General features: G+C 66.0%; 15 protein-coding genes. All 15 read left to right on the plus strand.

All coding sequences use genetic code 11. The annotated features are described in order from the left end of the window. Positions 1-338 precede the first annotated feature (338 nt). The 15 genes from CDO46_RS15180 (at position 339) to CDO46_RS15250 (ending at position 15,550) form a co-directional block, all read left to right on the plus strand. Entirely contained in the window at positions 339-1,094 is a 756-nt protein-coding gene (locus CDO46_RS15180) for an MHYT domain-containing protein (RefSeq protein WP_254914614.1), read from the plus strand. A gap of 136 nt (positions 1,095-1,230) precedes the next feature. Then, the gene (locus tag CDO46_RS15185; RefSeq protein WP_087839322.1) at positions 1,231-1,413 is read left to right on the plus strand and encodes a Flp family type IVb pilin; all 183 of its coding nucleotides are present in this window, start codon (positions 1,231-1,233) and stop codon (positions 1,411-1,413) included. 51 nt (positions 1,414-1,464) lie between these two features. Continuing rightward, on the plus strand, positions 1,465-2,010 hold the full coding sequence (locus CDO46_RS15190; RefSeq protein ID WP_087839323.1) for a prepilin peptidase: 546 nt from the start codon (positions 1,465-1,467) through the stop codon (positions 2,008-2,010). Between the two features lie 22 nt (positions 2,011-2,032). After that, positions 2,033-2,668: a TadE/TadG family type IV pilus assembly protein gene (locus tag CDO46_RS15195; RefSeq protein ID WP_087839324.1), complete on the plus strand. Its 636-nt coding sequence runs from the start codon at positions 2,033-2,035 to the stop codon at positions 2,666-2,668. After that, entirely contained in the window at positions 2,665-3,195 is a 531-nt protein-coding gene (locus CDO46_RS15200; RefSeq protein ID WP_087839325.1) for a TadE/TadG family type IV pilus assembly protein, read from the plus strand. The genes CDO46_RS15195 and CDO46_RS15200 overlap by 4 nt, the downstream gene beginning before the upstream one ends. Positions 3,196-3,243: 48 nt before the next feature. Next, positions 3,244-4,206 (plus strand): Flp pilus assembly protein CpaB, encoded by a 963-nt coding sequence (gene cpaB, locus CDO46_RS15205; protein WP_087839326.1) that lies wholly within the window; start codon positions 3,244-3,246, stop codon positions 4,204-4,206. 14 nt (positions 4,207-4,220) lie between these two features. Next, entirely contained in the window at positions 4,221-5,540 is a 1,320-nt protein-coding gene (locus tag CDO46_RS15210) for a type II and III secretion system protein family protein (protein WP_087839327.1), read from the plus strand. Between the two features lie 33 nt (positions 5,541-5,573). After that, positions 5,574-6,857 carry a CpaE family protein gene (locus CDO46_RS15215; protein WP_087839328.1) on the plus strand — a complete coding sequence of 428 codons (1,284 nt, stop codon included), beginning with the start codon at positions 5,574-5,576 and terminating at the stop codon, positions 6,855-6,857. 49 nt (positions 6,858-6,906) lie between these two features. Beyond that, complete coding sequence (locus CDO46_RS15220; protein WP_087839329.1) at positions 6,907-8,256, plus strand: CpaF family protein; 1,350 nt, start codon at positions 6,907-6,909, stop codon at positions 8,254-8,256. Continuing rightward, a complete protein-coding gene (locus CDO46_RS15225; protein WP_165963197.1) occupies positions 8,256-9,194 on the plus strand; it encodes a type II secretion system F family protein in 939 nt (312 codons plus the stop codon). Before CDO46_RS15220 ends, CDO46_RS15225 begins: the two co-directional genes overlap by 1 nt. A 4-nt stretch (positions 9,195-9,198) precedes the next feature. Then, positions 9,199-10,167, plus strand: coding sequence for a type II secretion system F family protein (locus CDO46_RS15230; RefSeq protein ID WP_087839331.1), 969 nt, complete (start codon positions 9,199-9,201; stop codon positions 10,165-10,167). A 1-nt stretch (position 10,168) separates the two neighbouring features. Further along, positions 10,169-11,194, plus strand: a complete 1,026-nt coding sequence (locus CDO46_RS15235; protein WP_087839332.1) for a M48 family metallopeptidase — start codon at positions 10,169-10,171, stop codon at positions 11,192-11,194. Between the two features lie 66 nt (positions 11,195-11,260). Further along, positions 11,261-12,001 (plus strand): DUF3613 domain-containing protein, encoded by a 741-nt coding sequence (locus tag CDO46_RS15240; RefSeq protein ID WP_176400763.1) that lies wholly within the window; start codon positions 11,261-11,263, stop codon positions 11,999-12,001. Positions 12,002-12,011: 10 nt separating this feature from the next. Then, a complete protein-coding gene (locus tag CDO46_RS15245; RefSeq protein WP_087839334.1) occupies positions 12,012-14,153 on the plus strand; it encodes a TadG family pilus assembly protein in 2,142 nt (713 codons plus the stop codon). Between the two features lie 38 nt (positions 14,154-14,191). After that, entirely contained in the window at positions 14,192-15,550 is a 1,359-nt protein-coding gene (locus CDO46_RS15250) for a sigma 54-interacting transcriptional regulator (RefSeq protein WP_087839335.1), read from the plus strand. Positions 15,551-15,668: the final 118 nt, after the last annotated feature.

Genomic DNA, 15,668 nt, shown 5'->3' on the forward strand with positions numbered 1-15,668 from the left:
ATGAATACCCCCTTAGGGTGCGTTCAACAAGGGTAGGACGGTGTTTTTCATAGTGGGACGTTTGTAGGACGTTACCGGCAGATACTAAAACTCTTTTAATCGGACGTCTTTCGATCGGAATAAATAATCGCAAGCTTGCGATTATCTGGCCATTAACGAAGATGCCGGGAAAGATTAGCGATTTCCTGGCGCTTGCCTTCATCCGATTAATAGGGATTCTTGGGAAAGCAGATATTGACAAGCTCGGAACGATGCCTGTAGGGTGTGCGTAACCGAGCGTTACATAAAGAGAATCTATGCAGCCTGGGGATATTCTCTCTCTACGTTTTGACGCTAGCTTGGTCGCGCTGTCCTTTGTGATTTCGGCATTGGGCGCGTACGTGGCGTTATTGGCTGCCAGCCGTATCCGAACGCTGGATGGCGGCGTGCACGTAGGGTATGTCATCGTGGCCGGCATAGCCCTCGGCGGAGTGGGTATATGGAGCATGCATTTCATCGGCATGCTCGCCCAGGTTATTCCGCTGGGCGTGGCGTACGGACTCTGGCTCAACCTGCTCAGCCTGCTCGTCGCCGTGGTGTTTGCCGGCGCCGCGCTCTGGTACGTGGGCAGCGCGTGGTTTTCTCTGGACCGCTGCCTGACGGCCGGCATGCTGGCGGGATTCGGCGTGGCCGGCATGCATTACATCGGCATGGGCTCCATGCGCATGGACGCCTTCTTCGACTGGAACATCGGCTTGGTGCTGCTCTCCGTGGCGATCGCCATGGCCGCCGCGACCGCGGCCATCTGGCTGGCCTTCAACCTGACCAGCGAGCTGCAGCGCGTCATCGCCGCGGTGGTCATGGCCATGGCGGTCTGCGGCATGCATTACACGGGCGTGGCCGCCGGCACCATCATCTGTTCCACCCCGCGCACCTTCGCCGGCTGGCAGCTGGACGGCAGCGTGCTGCCCTATGCGGTATTCCTGATTTCCGTCGTGACGCTGGTCGTCATGCGCATCGAGTTGCACCGCAGTTCCGAAGAGGTGCGGTCCAATGCCGCGCACCGGGTCGACCACGTCATTTACTCGCGCCAACGCCCGGAAAATCGCAAATAACCGGCCATGGAGATATTCGCTTTTCTGGCATTTTCTCAGGGGAGGTGTCATCGAAAATATAGGAATGCAGTCATGAATGAATCGGCTGTTAATGCCGATGTAAATGTTTCCTTTTTTTTCAGAGATGGAGATTAGAATGAATCAAGTGATGAAGTTCCTGAAGGAAGACGATGGCGCGACCGCCATTGAATATGGCCTGATCGCGGGATTGATTGCCGTCGTGATCATCGGCGTCCTGACCCAGCTGGGCACCGGACTCAAGGAAATGTTTGGAAAAGTGGTCGCGAAGCTGCCGACCACGCCGGAAACGCCGGAGTGATACCGAAGGACTGAGAAATTGCCCGGACCGATCCGGTCCGGGCTAGTAATCATGGTTAATAGCAGCCAGATTCTCGCGTTTTTCTTTTTTTGTGCCTTGGTAATCGGCAGCGACCTGCTTTTCCGCCGGGTTTTCAACTGGCTGGTCCTGGCGGGATTGCTGGCCAAACTGGGGTGGCTGGCCCTGGGCGCAACGGCGCCGGAGGGTTTTACCGCCCAGTGGGCGAATGCCGGCATGGGCGTGCTGCTGGCGCTGGTCTTTCTCGTGCCGCTCTATGTGTTCAAGGCCATGGGCGCCGGGGATGTGAAGTTCTTTGCGGTACTGGGTTTCTGGCTGGAGCCGACGCCTTTGCTCGTTGCCTGGTTGCTGGGCAGCGGAATGGCGGGCATCCATGCCCTGGTTTCGGTGGTTCACCGGAATCATCCGCTGGGCAACTGGGCGGTCCTGCAGTTGGCCGGCGTGCAGGAAAGGATATGCAGTCCTGTCGCGGTGCAGCGGATGGCGTCGTGGGTGTCGGGTGTCCGGGCTGGACGCGTTGGCATTCCCTATGCAGCGTATCTCGCGCTGGGCGCGATATGGGCCGTTCATGCGGCATAGAAACTGGGCGGAAATCGAAGCAATGGTGGAACGCGCTGACATGAGCACGGTGGCGAAGAAGGTTCGACGGCATGGCGCCGCCTCGCAGCGGGGTGCCTATGCGACCGAATTCGCCTTGATCTTCCCCATTTTCTTCCTGGTCTTCTACGGCGTGCTGAGCTTCGGCCTGATCTTCACGACCCAGCAGTCGCTGACGCTGGCGGTCGAGGAGGGCGCGCGCGCCAGCCTGCGGTACTACATGCCTGCCACGGCGGGCGCCGGTTTCATGGCGCAGATGCAGGGGCGTCTGGAGCATGGCTGCGAAGTGGCGAAGCTGCGCGCGGCATGGCTGGGCGAGATTGGGGGCGGGGCGGTCACGCCGACGTGCACCGCCTCGATCAAGGGGCCTTGCCTGAAGGCGGACGGCACCATCGACACGGCATCGTCGTGCTCCGCGACGCTGGGGACGCCCGCCGCCGGATCATCGGTGGCCTGCGGCTACAGGCAGGAAGAAATGTGCTTCGCGACGCTGAACGTGAGCTATGCCTATAGCGCGAACCCCCTCGTGCCGTCGCTGCCGGGCACCTTTCTCGTCATTCCCGAGGTACTGAGCGCAACGGCCAGGGTGGCGCTGGATCCCGGCGCCTTGCAACTGGGTTCGTCCGGAGGTGGTGCATGAAATGCGCCCTGTTCGAATCCGTCCGGACGACCCGGTCGCAGCGAGGCATCGCCGCGCTGGAGTTTTCGCTGGTATGCGTGCTGTTCCTGGTGGTCCTGTTCGGGATCATCAGCTATGGCTGCATCTTCGTCGCCCAGCAATCGCTGTCGCGCGCGGCCGAAGAAGGGGCGCGCGTGGCCCTGCAGTCGAGGCTGGCGGGATTGCCGGAAGGGGCGTCGCTGCAGGCCGAGGCCTGCGGGGCCGTGGCGCAGTCGGTCGATTGGCTGACGCGGCGCCGCGCGGCGATGGGGCTGGCGCCCGTGTCCTGCGAGCTCAAGCCCTCGCAGGCATGTACCTACGCCGCGGGGCTGCGCTGCGCGTCGCTGGTCGTGACCTATGTCGACTACCGGAAATATCCGCTCATACCGGAACTGCTGCCGCTGGGCAATTGGCTGCAGTCGCTGTTCGGCGAGAACACGGCCTGGATCCCGCAGCATCTGTCGGCCGCGGCAACCGTGCAATTGGGAAGGAATACGTCGGGCTCGTGACCGGGGCCGACGCGTGAGGTTTTTTTCGAGTATCGAGGCGACAAGCAGATGAACAACGTAACCAAGATCGTCGCGGCCATGCTGGTGTTGTTGGCCGTGCTGCTGGGGGGCTATGCCTTCGTGTTGGCCACCAAGCCGGCACCGGTAGCCAAGCCGGCTGCTGCCCCCACGCCGCTGTCCGAAAAGCGGATTCCGGTGGTCGTGGCGGACAAGCTGCTGCCGGGCGGGGTGCCCATCGACACGGGCGCGCTCAAGGTCGTGGAGTTGCCTATCGATCCGGCCGGCGCCTACCGCGCGACCAGCGATCTGTCGGGCAAGATTCCCAAGTTCGACATCGGTCCCGGCACGCCCGTGACCGACAGCATCCTGGTCAAGGGCCTGACGCTGCTGCTGAACGACGGCGAACGCGCGGTGGCGGTGCCGGTCGACGAGGTCGTCGGCACGGGCAACCGTGTTTCGCCGGGCGATTTCGTGGACGTGTTCTTCACGCTCCGCCAGGGGCAGGATGTCTCGCGGACCCAGGCCAGGCTGCTGTTGTCGCGCTTGCGGGTGCTGACCTATGGCAGCGCGTCGGCCGCGGGCGATGCGCCATCGGACGACGGCGCGACGATGGTGCGCGCGAACAATCCGCCTCCACCGGCACGCACCGCGGTGCTTGCGGTGCCCACCGCCGATGTGAACCGCCTGCTGCTGGCAACGCAGAACGGCAAGCTGCAACTGGTGCTGCGCAATCCCACCGATGCCACCGCGCCCGACGCGAGCCTGTTTCCCGAGCCGCCTCCGGTGCTGGCCGGCAAGAGCGGCCTGACCAAGGAGCAGCGCGAGGCGCTCGAGCTGGCCGACAACCAGGCGTATGCCGGCCTGGAACTGACGGGCCTGTCGGGTGGGGCGACGAAGCGGCCGGCGCCGGTTGTGCAATACCGCCCGCGGCCACCCGCCCCCGCGCCCAAGGTCGAGAGCAATACGGTGGAAGTGGTGCGCGGCACCAAGCGTGAAGTCGTCGGGTTTTAACGGGTAGAACCTCAATGAAAATCAGCAAACAGGCTTTCGTGCGGCGTCTGGCGCCCCTGGCCATGGCATTGACGCTGTCCTTCGCCGTGCCGGCGGGCGCTGCCGACGAGAGCGGTCCGCGCCAGATCTCGGTGGCGGTGCGCGATCAATATCAACTGAGCATTCCCGGCAACCTGGAGCGGGTGTCGGTGGTCGATCCCGACGTGGCCGACGTCGTGATCCAGAAGGGCAGCGGCGGCCGCAAGGGCGGGGTACTGGTCGTGGGCAAGAAGCCCGGCACCACCATGGTGTCGGTCTGGCAGCGCGGCTCGGCGGCGCCCCAGGCCTATCTCGTCCGCGTGACGGGCGATCTCGCCACGCTGCTGGGCGAAGGCGACGGTGCCAAGGCCCAGGTCTACGGAGATGCTGCCGTGCTGAGCGGACAGTCGCCGTCGATGCTGTCGCATCGCCGCACCGTTGCGGCGGCCAACGATGCCGTGGGCGGTGAAAACGTATTCGATGCTTCCACCATCGAGACCGGTGGCGTGGTCCAGGTGGAAGTGAAGGTCGTGGAATTCAGCAAGCAGGTATTGAAAGAGGCCGGCTTCAACTTTTCCGCCTCCAACCGGCGCGGCAGCTTCAGTTTCGGCCTGGCCAGCGACCTGGCGCCCACCGGCAAGGCTTTCGACCTGACCCTGGGGCTGACTCGAGGCAATTTCCTGCTCGACACCAATCTGCGGCTGCTGGAAACCAACGGCCTGGCGCGCGTGCTGGCCGAACCCACGCTGGTCGCGCTGTCCGGCCAGAGCGCCAAGTTCCTGGCGGGAGGCGAACTGCCCGTGCCGCAGGCCGGGGGCCTGGGCACCACCACGGTCATGTACAAGCCGTTCGGTATCGGCCTGACGCTCACCCCCACGGTGCTGGCCAAGGATCGGATCGCGCTGAAGGTGGCGCCCGAGGCCAGCGATCTGGACTGGACCAACGGCATCACCCTGAACAACATCCAGATCCCGGCCATCATCACCCGCCGGGCCGACACCACGGTCGAGCTCGGCGACGGCGAAAGCTTCGTGATCGGCGGACTGGTGTCGCGTTCCACCACCTCGAACCTGGACAAGCTGCCGTTCCTGGGCGACCTGCCCATCATCGGCACTTTCTTCCGGAACATGAAGTATTCGCAGAAGGAAAAGGAACTGCTGATCGTCGTGACGCCGCATCTGGTCAAGCCCCTGGCCAAGGGCGTCAAGCCGCCCATGCCCGGCGCGAACGAGAAGCGTGACTCGGCGGCCAATGCCTGGGGCCATTTTCTGCTGGGTGTCGCGAGCAATGATGAGTTGCCTGGTTTCTCGAAGTAGTCGCTTGGTGCCAGGTATCTGTAGGAGTCGTATATGAACGCCCCGAGCAAGGAGTTGGCGAGCTTGCTGGACACTCGCCGTTTCCTGTTCTTCACCGGCGACAGCTTGTCGGCACAGCGGCTGGCCGCGGTGCTGAGGCACGATGGCGTGGTCGTTCAGGAGGACGTGGTTCCCGATAGGCTGTCGGCGCGCCTGGCCGAACTCGGGCCGCAGATGGTGTTGCTGGATTTCGGCGCCGACGACAGCGAACCGGGCAAGCTGCTGCACGCCAGCGACCTGGCGCGGACGCTGGCGCGCGTGGCGCCCGCGCTGCCGGTCGTTGCGGTCGGCAGCATGATGCGGCCGCAGGGGGCCGTGGCTGCCCTGCGGGCGGGCGTGCGCGATTTCATCGACCCGACCGACGAGGCCGAGGTGCGCGACGTCGTCCGGCGCGTGCTCCAGTCTCATGCGGGCAGCAGCGTGCCCGGTCGTGGCCAGATGGTCGTGCTGCTGGGTGTGCGCGCCGGGCTGGGCACGACCACGCTGGCGGCGCACCTGACCACGATGGCGCAACTGCACGGCGAAGCCGGGCAGGCCGCGGAAGGGCGGCCGGCCAGCAGCTTGCGTGGGCCCGCGGCACTGCTGGACCTGGGCCTGCCCGTCGCCGACGGCCAGCTCTACCTGAACGTTTCAGGCAGCTTTCATTTCGCCGAGGCGGTACGCAACCTGCGCCGCTTCGACGAAACCCTGGTCAACACCGCACTCACGCGCAGCGCCAGCGGCGTGGCCGTGATCTCGCTGCCGCGCGACCTGGCAGAGATGCGCACCGTGTCGCACGCGGATTCGCTGGGACTCCTGGACCGGCTGCGTCAGCACTTCGGCCTGCTGGTGGCTGACGTGGGCGGATTTTCCAACCCGGATTTCGTGGCCGGCATGGTGCGAGCCGCCGACCAGGCCTGGATCGTGACGGACCAGTCGGTGGGAGCCCTGGTGTCGCTGGCCGACGTCCTGCGCGACCTGGACGGACGCGACGTGGATCGCGCCAGGATGCGGCTGGTGGTGAACCGCTACGACGAGCGCTACGGCATGACCGCCAAGCAGATCGCCCAACGGTTCGACGTACAGCTGCTGGGCACGCTGCCCGACCGCGCGCTGGCGTTGATGAACAGCACCAACCAGGGCCGGCTGCTGCACGAGGTGGCGGATCGCGATCCCTACGTGCGGGCCGTGCAGGGCCTGGTGGATTCGCTCGGGGCCTATGACCAGGCCTTGCCGCCGGGCACCAAATGGCTGTCGCGGTGGCTGCCCAACCTGCACAAGCACTTGGTGACGCGATGAAGAAAGATTCCGGTTTGAAGCGCGCGTATACGCGGCGGAGAGTGTGATCATGACGGCATCGATCGAGTTTGCCGACGATAGTCCGGCGTTTGCCAACACCCAGCGCTTCCAGGACGTCAAGGCCGCGGCGCACGAGCATCTGCTGTCGCGTATCGAGGAACTGGGCGCGGAGTTCGGCCGCTGGTCCCGGACCGCGATCCAGCAGTTCGTCGACCTGGAGGTCGACAGTTTCGTACGGCTGCGGCGGGTCCCCATCAACGAATCCGAGCTCCGGCAGGTGGCGGCCTCGTTGACGAAAGAACTGGCCGGGCTCGGCCCGCTGGAAGACCTGCTGGCGGATCCGGCGGTCGAGGACATCCTGATCAACGGCTACGACAACGTGTTCGTGTCGCGCCGTGGCGTGTTGCAGCGGGAAGTCCTGCGTTTCAGCGACAACTCGCACCTGCTGCGCATCGTGCGCCGCATCCTCGCGCCGCTGGGCCGGCGGCTGGACGAATCCAGCCCCATGGTGGATGCGCGCCTGCCGGATGGGGGCCGCCTGAACGTGGTCATCGAGCCGCTGGCGGTGGATGGCCCCATGGTGTCCATCCGGAAGTTCCGCCAGGATCCGCTCAAGCCCGCCGACCTGCTGGCGCTGGGTACCTTCAACGAAGAGATCCACCGCCTGCTGAGCCTGGCGGTGCGGGAACGCTGCAACATCCTGGTCTCGGGCGGGACCAGCTCAGGCAAGACCTCGCTGCTCAATGCGCTGGCGTTCTTCGTGCCCGAGACCGAGCGCGTGGTCACGGTCGAGGGTACCGCGGAGCTGTCGCTGAACCATCCCCACGTGGTCAGGCTGGAAGCCCGCCAGGGCGGCTTCGACGGCGCGGGCCAGATCACCATCCGCGACCTGATACGCAACAGCCTGCGGATGCGGCCGGACCGCGTGGTCGTCGGCGAAGTCCGGGGGCCCGAGGTCATGGACATGCTGCAGGCCATGAATACCGGCCACGAAGGGTCGATGGCGACCATACACGCGAACTCCCCGCGCGAATGCCTGTACCGGATGGAGATGCTGGCGGGATTCGCGGGTTTCCAGGGCAGCGAGGACAGCCTGCGCCGGCAGATCGCCAGCGCGCTGGACTTCATCGTGCAGATCGCCCGCCTGTCCAACGGACGACGGCGCATCGTGTCGATCTCGGAAGTCACGGGCATGGGCGATAACGTGATTTCCACGCAGGAACTCTACCGCCACGAGAGTTTCGTCGGTCCCGACGGCGAAGAGAAGGATCGCTGGGTGTCGCTCGGCATCCATCCGCACACGCCCAAGCTGGCCAAGTACCGCGACCAGTTGCGGGTGACCATGGCGCCCGAACCGCCCCAGGGGGGCGGGGGCGGTTTCTGGTCCAGGGGACGATGATGTCCGCCCAGCTTCTTTCGGTGTTGTGCATCGCGCTGCTGCTGGTGGCGGCAGGGTTGTGGCTGTGGCAGAGCGCGAGCGAGCGGGGTCGCCGGCAGGCGACCAGCGCCTTCGTCGAGGAACAGCTCAATCGCTCCTTCGACCCTACGCGCGCGGTCGTCGCCACGGCCCAGCAACTGTATCCGCCGGTGCGCCCCCGGGGCGTGCGCGGGCGGTTCCAGAACATGTTGCTGCGCGCCGGCATCGAGCCCGGTCCGGCTTTCTACGGCCCGTGGCTCGTGGCGCTGGTGGCATTGCCCATCGTGGCGCTGTTGTTCGGCGGCGGTCTTGCCGCCGTGGTGACGTTGGCCCTGGTGGTGCTGGCCGTCCTGTTCCAGCTGTGGTGGCAGGCCGACAAGCGCCGGCGGAAGATGGTGCGTCAATTGCCGGGATTCATCGACGCGCTGGTGCGGCTCATCACCATCGGCAACAGCCTGGGATCGGCTTTCCAGACGGCGGTTTCGTCGGTCGATGCGCCATTGTTCGAAGTGCTGGAACGCGCCAACCAATTGAACCGGGCAGGCATGGAGCTGGATGCTTCGCTGGTGCATGCCGCGCGGCTCTATCGCTTCTATGAACTGGAGCTGGTCGCGGCGGTCATCGGCGTCGCATTGCGTTTCGGCGGTCGCAGCGACGTGGTGCTCGAACGCATGGCGGCCTTCATGCGCGACCTGCAGCAGGCGCGCGAGGAACTGCATGCGCTGTCGGCCGAAGTCAGGCTGTCGGCATGGATCCTGGCGCTGCTGCCGGTATTCGTCGCGGGGTTCATCGTCATCTTCAACAACGCCATGTTCGTGGGCATGTGGACCGACCCGGTCGGCCAGAAGATGCTGGTGGGCGCCTTCGCTTTGCAACTGGTCGGCTCTTTCTGGCTGTACCGCATGGCCAAATCGGTTTGAAGCTATGTCTACACAATTGTTGACCGCCGTCTCCCTGGTCCTGTTCGCCGCCGCCGCGCTGCTAGTGGGTGTGGCGATCCTGGTCCGCGGCTCGCGGCAGACCCGAAGCCGGCAGGTGGTGGACAGCGCCATCACTGCGCGGACCAATCCCGTGCTGGACGACGCCCTTGCCAGCGTGGCGTCGCCAGTCCGGCGCGGACGCGTGAGCGCGATGTTCGATGGCGCCGCGCAACTGGGCGAGAAGTGGGAACGAGGCAAGCTGGGCAACTATCTGCTCGAGGCCGAGGATCGGCAACTGATCGACCGATGCGGCTTTGGCGATCCGGCGCGCGCGCGTTCCCTGTTCATCTTCGCGCGGGTCGTGCTGGCTGTCGTCGTGCCGCTCCTGGCCTGGATGTTCGGCGGTGGCGGCGCGCTCGGAACGATGCTGTCCCTGTTCCTGGGGTTCGCCCTGGGCTACATGGTGCCGAAGTGGGCGCTGCGCCAGGTGGCGGCCTCGCGTACCCGCAAGGCCAAGGAAGAACTGCCGCTGTTGATCGACCTGCTGCGCCTGCTGCAAGGCGTGGGCCTGTCCATCGACCAGAGCTTGCATGTGATCGTGACCGAGTTCCGCACGGTGCTGCCCGTGCTGGCCGCGGAACTGGAGATCGCCGTCAACCAGCATGCCCGCGGGCTGTCGCGCGAACAGTCGCTGCAACGGCTGGCCACCGGTTTCGGCAACGAAGACCTGGCGGCGGTGGCGCGCCTGATCGTGCAGGTCGACCGGCATGGCGGAGCGGTCCAGGAACCCCTCAAGCAGTTTTCCGAACGCGTGCGCGAACAGCGGCGGATGGAGTTGAAGGAGCGCGTCGGCAAGCTGACGGTCAAGATGACGGGCGTCATGGTGCTGACCTTGTTGCCCGCGCTCATCATCGTCACGGGCGGTGCGGGATTCCTGGCTGTCTTCCGCGGCCTGGCGAGGATGGGAGGCTGAGATGACCGGGTCGATTCATTGCCCGGCGCGCATGGCCGGGTTGTTCGGGGTCTTGCTGCTGGCGGCGGGATGCAGCTCCACCGCGCCCTCGGGCTACGGCGTATCGGCGCCCAAGTTCAACGACGAGGCCATGATGCGCCAGCAGGTCGCGAACGACGAGCCGACGGCGGACAGTCGCGGCATGTATCTCTCGCTGATCCGGGAGATGCAAGGCAAGGGGCTCTATTTCGCGTCGCTGGCCCACATCGATGCGTTCGAGCAGCGTCATGGCGCGGCACCCGACGTGGAACTGCTGCGTGCCCATGCGCTGCGTGAGGCCGGGCAGTCCGAGGAAAGCGCCGTGGTCTATCGCCGCCTGCTCAAGACGGAAGTCGGCGCGGCGGCCGCACAGGGGCTGGGGCTGCTGGCGGGCGCGCGCGGCGATTATCCGGCCGCGGTGGTGTCGCTGCGCGAGGCGGCGCGCCTCGATCCCACCAATGCGCTGATCGTCAGCGACCTTGGCTACGCCTTGCTGCGCAATGGCGAAACGTCCGCTGCCAGACTGCCCCTGGCACAGGCCGCCGAACTCGCGCCGGAAAACTCCAGGATTCTCGCCAACCTGGCCTTGCTGCTGCTGGTATCGGGTGACGCCGGGCGGGCAGGGACCGTCATGGACAAGGCGGGCCTGTCGCCCGATGCGCGCGTGGCGGTGCGCAAGCTGGCCGACGATATCGCGCGCGGCGCTTCCCGGACATCCCGTCCGGCCGCGGTCGTGAAGGCGGATCCCGTCCCGGCCGCGGCGCCGGTGGCCAGTCCGTTCCCGGTCTCGTCCCTGGCACCCGAAATGTCCCGCGTACCCATGGCTCCTCCGCCCGAGCAGGCGCCGGCGGCACGCGGAGCGGCCGTGGTCAGGGCCGCAGCGCAGGAGTCCGCATCCATGGAGCCCGTGCGCGAGCCCCCGGTGCGGCCGGTTTCCGCGCCCATCCTGCAGCCGGTGCGCGCTCCCATGCAGTCCATGCTGGACCGGTTCAACTCGACCACCCCCTGATGCCGGCATGCCGAGGCGACCGGATCTTCTTCAACGATGACGAATACAAGTGGAATCAAGGCGATCATGAAATCTACCAGCCAATGCCCGCACGGACAGTCCGCTTCCCGGCATGTCAGCCGTTATCTGGTGCTGGCCGCGCTGCTGGCGGCCCCCCTGGCGCATGCGCAGAGCAACGCGCCGGTGACCGGTTCCATGCTGCAGGAGACGCCGGAGCAGCGGGCGCGCATGGAGCAGGCAGCGCGCCAGGCCCAGGCGGAAGAGCAGGCCCGGCGCGCGGCGGCCGCGCAACAACAAGCCGCGCAGGCACAACGCGAGGCGCAACTGCGCGCGGCCCCGCAGCAGGGGGCGGCGTCGACGCCGGCCGCGTCCCGGCCCGCTTCCTCGGTCGTGCGGCAGGTGCCGGGGCCGGGCCAGGCGCCGGCCGCCTCCGCCCAACCAGCGACCACGGCGCGCCCCCAGGCCGTGCAGTCTTCCGAGCAGCGCGTAACGACGGTGGTCACTCCGCAAGCGGCGGCGCCCGCCCAGCCTGTGGCAGCTGTCGCCGCGCCCGCTGCTGCTGCGCCCGCTGCCGTACCGCGATCGGAAGCAGCCGTGGCCACGGCATCCGCCGCGCCGCAGGGCAGGAGCCGGCCCAACGGCGATGTGACGAGCGAGGTGGTGCGCATGCAGGCCGAAGGACGCCAGGCAGGCCAGGCGCTGCCCATGCTGGGCGCGACCGCGTCGCCCAGCTGGAAGCGCTACATCGACAGCTTCTCGCATCCCATCCCCCAGTTCTACGAGACGACCTCGCAGCCGAAGCAATAGGCAGGTTTTCATGACACCGCATCGTCGTATCCCCTCGTCCGTTTTCCGGGCACCGCCGGCGCGCCAGCGGGGATCGGTGCTGATCGCGGCTGCGGCGGCGATGCTGGTATCGGTCACGCTGCTGGCTTCGGCGGACCTGGGCTATCTCTTCTACATGAAGCGGGAGCTCCAGAAGACCGCCGACCTGGCGGCTTTGGCCGGTGCCCAGCAACTGGAGCGGGACAGTTGCGTCGCCGCGAGCGCGGCCGCGCGCGGCAATGCCAACCTGAACCTGCAACGATTCGGGCTGTCGATGGGAACCTCGCCCGATCCGGTATGCGGGCGCTGGGATCCGAATCCGGATGCGGCCAAGAACACCGTGCAGGCCATGGAGCCTCCCTCCGAATCCTATAGCGGGACCGGCGGCAAGAAGTATTTCGGCACGCCCAAATCCTCGGTCGGCTTCAATGCGGTGAAGGTGGCCATTTCCCAGCAGGTCCCCCTGGTGTTGCCGTTCCTGGGCAATCGGTCGCTCTACGCCGAGGCCATCGCCGTCCAGGAAGCACCGATCGCATCCTTCTGGGTCGGCTCGAAACTCGCGACCACGAATTCCCAGACCGCCCCCTTGTGCGTGCTGCTCCGGGTCGTGGGCGCGAACCTTTGCGAAGACCTCAGCATCGGAACCTATGCCGGCCTGGCCGGCGTGAAGATCACGCCCAGCGGCTTGCTCAAGCAACTGGGCATCCCGGTGGGCGCGGACCTGAGCGTAGGCGAGTTGAACAGCCTGCTGGCCGCCCGCAAGGTCGAACTCGGGCAGTTGCTGAACGCCATCGTCAGCCTGGCGAACCAGAACAGCCTGCTGGGCCTGAACGCTTCGCTGCTGAACGCGTTGACCGCCAAGCTGGGCATCGATACGCTGCTGGTCCAGCTGGGTTCGAACAGCGTCACGAGCGGACTGTTCGCGCTGATCCAGGCGCCCAGCGCCGGTTCGGCGCTGAACGTGGACCTGGACGCGCTGGGGTTGTTGACCGCCGCGGTCGGCGTCGGCGTGTCCAATCATGCGGTAACCGTCAATCTGGGACTGCCGGCCGCCGTGAGTTCCGCCGTCGGACTCAAGACCAACGTGCGCGCCAGCATCATCGAACCGCCCTCGGTCGGCATAGGCGGCCTGGGTACCAAGGCCTACACGGCCCAGGTCCGCACCTTCGTCGACATCGCGACCGACGGCGGGCTGGTCGGCGGCCTGCTGGGGCTGCTCGGCACGCAGGTCAAGCTGCCCATCGTGCTCGACGTGGTCAGTTCGCAAGGCACGCTTACCGGCATGAGCTGCACGGCGCCGGCCAAGGCCACGATCAAGGTCGATTCGTCCATCGCCAAGCTGTGCATGGGCAAGATCAACGAATCCACGCTGTGGTCGACCCACGACGTCTGCGCGACCGGCCTGCAGGACGAGACCTTCGTCAAGCTGCTGGGCATCAACCTGCTGCACGGGCAGGTCAAGCCCGACATCCTGGCGCAGGATCCGGTCTACACCACCCTGGAAGTGGACCAGACCAAGACGGTGGGCCGGAACGAGCTGCCGCTGGGCGACACGGTGCAGGACCTGGTCAACCAGTTGCTGGCGCTGTTGCTGGCGCAGTCGTCCGCGGGCCAGGGCGCCCAGCTCGAAGCCTTCCCCGCCGACACGGCCACGCAGGTGGCGGACAAGTACCTGAACCAATACGGCTACACGCCCAGCGTGATCGAACAGAAGCTGCTCGGGGACGGCATCACCTGGCCCCGTCCGTGCGGCCTCCTGGGCCTGGGGACCTGCGCCATGCCGACGCTCTGGCGCCAGACCGTCACGCCGCTGCTGGGGTCCTGCAACCAGGCCTGCATGCGGACCGAACTGATCAAGGCCTTGCAGACGAGCGCCAGCAACGGCTTGCTGGGCGGGCTGCTCAATGCCGTGGGCGATCTGTTGGGCAGTCTGCTGGGCGGTGGAGGCAGCGGCCAATCGCAGAACCTGCTGCAGGCCATCCTGAGTCCGCTGGTCGGCTTGCTCAAACCCTTGCTGAACGAAGTGGGCAAGCTGCTGGCCAACCTGCTCGACGGGCTGGTCGGCATCAAGATCGGACAGACCGACGTGCATCTCATGTCATTGGAATGCGACAACGTTCGACTCGTCTATTGAGCGCGAACGACAACGATGGAGGGAACGGGCGTATCGCCATGAAGACACGACCTTCACAAGATGATCTCGACGTTTACGTCTGGGAAGGCAAATCGGATATTGCCGACCGTGTCGCACGGGCGCTGGCCAACTTCGACGTGGATGTGATACGGGCGGACAACATCGCCGTATCGCGCGACGTGACGAGTGTGCGCATGTCGGTCGCGATCATTTCGGTCACGGTCATCGACCGTCCGAGTTTCAGCGTCAGCGACTGGCAGGCCGGGCATGGCATGCCGGTGGTGTGGGTGGCGGCCGAGGCCCGGAACTCCGACCCGCGCGTCTATCCGCCCGAGTACTCCAATGTCCTGACGGCGGATTTCACCGCCGCCGAACTGCGCACGCTGGTCTTCAAGGTGGCTGGCGTGGTGCGGGAGCAGGGCGCCCGCGCCAAGGCGGCCGAGCCGCTCATCGCCACCTCCGCCTGCATGCGGGTCTTTCTGTCGGAGGTCGAGGCTTTCGCCGATTGTGATTCGACGGTGCTGATCCGGGGCGAGACCGGCGTGGGCAAGGAGCGCGTGGCGAGGCTGTTGCACGAGGGGCATCGCCGCTACGGGAAGGGCCCGTTCGTGGCGGTCAACTGCGGCGCGATTCCCGACGGCCTGTTCGAATCGCACTTCTTCGGCCACGCCAAGGGGGCTTTCACCGGGGCGACCTTCGCGCACAAGGGATATTTCGAGCAGGCCCATGAAGGCACGTTGTTCCTGGACGAGATCGGCGATCTGCCGCTGTATCAGCAGGTCAAGCTGCTGCGCGTCCTGGAGCAGAGCTGCGTGACCCGCCTGGGTTCGACTGCCGAGATTCCGGTGGATTTCCGTCTTGTGGCCGCGACCAACCGCGACCTGCGCGAACTGGTGCGCCAGGAGCTGTTCCGGGCCGACCTGTACTACCGGCTGGCGGTGATCGAATTGCAGGTGCCGAACCTGGAAGAGCGTGGCGCGGTGGACAAGATCGCCATCTTCAAGGCCCTGCTGGGACAGATCCTGCCCGAGCAGGAGGACGAGGTGCCCGACTGGCTGGCGGCGCTCGTCACGCGCACGCGCTTCCCGGGAAACGTGCGGGAATTGCGCAACGTGGCAGAGCGGGTGGGCGTGATGGTCAGGCAGTTCCGGGCCTGGGACCGGGAACGCATCGGCCGCATCTTCGCGTCGCTGTCCGAAGGCGTCATCCCGGCCAACGAGCGCAGCCCGCAGGAGCTGGCCGAGCGCAACCGGATCATCGGCGCGCTGGATGCCCATGGCTGGCGGCGCCAGGATACCGCCAATTTCCTGGGAATCAGCCGCAAGGTGCTGTGGGAGAAGATGCGCAAGTACCAGATCGTCGGCCAGGATGCGGAAGTGGCGGGCGAACTGGACTGACTGAAGCGGCTTGGCGCCAAAAAAGACTCAATAAAGAGCCCACGGCGCCGTACTTTCATTAAAATCGGACACGCTTTGTTACGGCCAGGCCGACGAACTCGATATGACCAAGGAAGCT

Origin of the sequence: Pigmentiphaga sp. NML030171, assembly GCF_002188635.1 — a bacterium.
Lineage (GTDB): Bacteria > Pseudomonadota > Gammaproteobacteria > Burkholderiales > Burkholderiaceae_B > Pigmentiphaga > Pigmentiphaga daeguensis.